Annotated in this window: 2 protein-coding genes; both read left to right on the top strand. The window is 56.1% G+C overall.

The window, feature by feature from the left end; genetic code table 11:
• A partial coding sequence (locus A3AY_RS0115255) for a carbohydrate ABC transporter permease (protein ID WP_018326522.1) occupies positions 1-373 on the top strand: 373 nt, incomplete at its 5' end.
• A 1-nt stretch (position 374) separates the two neighbouring features.
• Positions 375-1005, top strand: a 631-nt coding sequence (locus A3AY_RS0115250; RefSeq protein ID WP_018326521.1) for a carbohydrate ABC transporter permease, incomplete at its 3' end; no start/stop codon positions are given.

The following is a 1005-nucleotide window of genomic DNA, read 5'->3' as shown; positions in this document are numbered from 1 at the left end:
GCCGTTCTTCGCAATCGTCCTCTATGCAAGCCTGCTGGCCGTCCCCGACGAGATTTTAGAGGCCGCACGCCTGGATCGCGCGTCTGCGTGGACGATCCTGATGCGGATCAAGCTGCCGCTGATCAAACGCACCGCAATCATTATCGTCATGCTGCGCTTCATGCAGATTTTCAACACCTTCGACACTGTGCTTGTGCTGACCCGCGGCGGGCCTGGCACCTCCACCCGCACACTTGGTTATTCGCTTTACGAACAGGGTCTTGTGAACTTCAACATTGGTCTTGTCAGCGCAATGACATGGATCACCGTGCTGATCGTCAACGTCATCGTTGCCCTCTACGTGTTCTTCGCGTTCCGAAACGAGGAGTGGTAAAATGTCCCGTCGCCACACAAGCTTCAACACAGCACTGACATACGCCGCCGGCCTCCTTTTCCTGGCAATCTTCGTCGGGCCAATCCTGTGGTTCATCGCGCTTGCGATCCGGCCGGCCGAGACCGCGTTCACAATGCCGCCGCAATTCGGCTTCGAGCCCAATCTCGATGCTTTCCGGCATATTCTCGTCGATCCCGGCACCAATGCGCCGCAGTTGGTCAACAGTCTCATCGTCGCCATCGGAGCGGTATTGCTCAATTTGCCCTTCTCGGTTCCTGCTGCCTATGCGCTGTCCCGTTTTAAGCTGCGCGGCAAGAAGAACATCATGTTGTGGTATCTTGGCCTGCTGATGGCTCCGCCCGTCGCGTTCTTGATCCCTTATTTCGTCCTTATCACGCGCATTGGCCTCCAGGGTTCCTACTTCTCGATGATCTTGGTTTTACAGACGCTGACGATCCCGTTTTCCGTCTGGTTGATGAAGAGCTTCATCGATGAAGTACCAGTGGAGCTTGAGGAGGCTGCGCGGGTCGACGGCGCCCGTTGGTACACAATCATGTGGCGGATCACGCTTCCGATCGTTCGCCCGGGTATCATTGTCACATCCATGTTCGCCTTCGTATTCGCATGGAACA

Source organism: Rhizobium giardinii bv. giardinii H152 (genome assembly GCF_000379605.1).
In the GTDB taxonomy this organism is placed as follows: Bacteria; Pseudomonadota; Alphaproteobacteria; order Rhizobiales; family Rhizobiaceae; genus Pararhizobium; species Pararhizobium giardinii.
The sequence above is the reverse complement of the archived record's forward strand: the minus strand, read 5'-3'. Positions and strand labels throughout refer to the sequence as shown.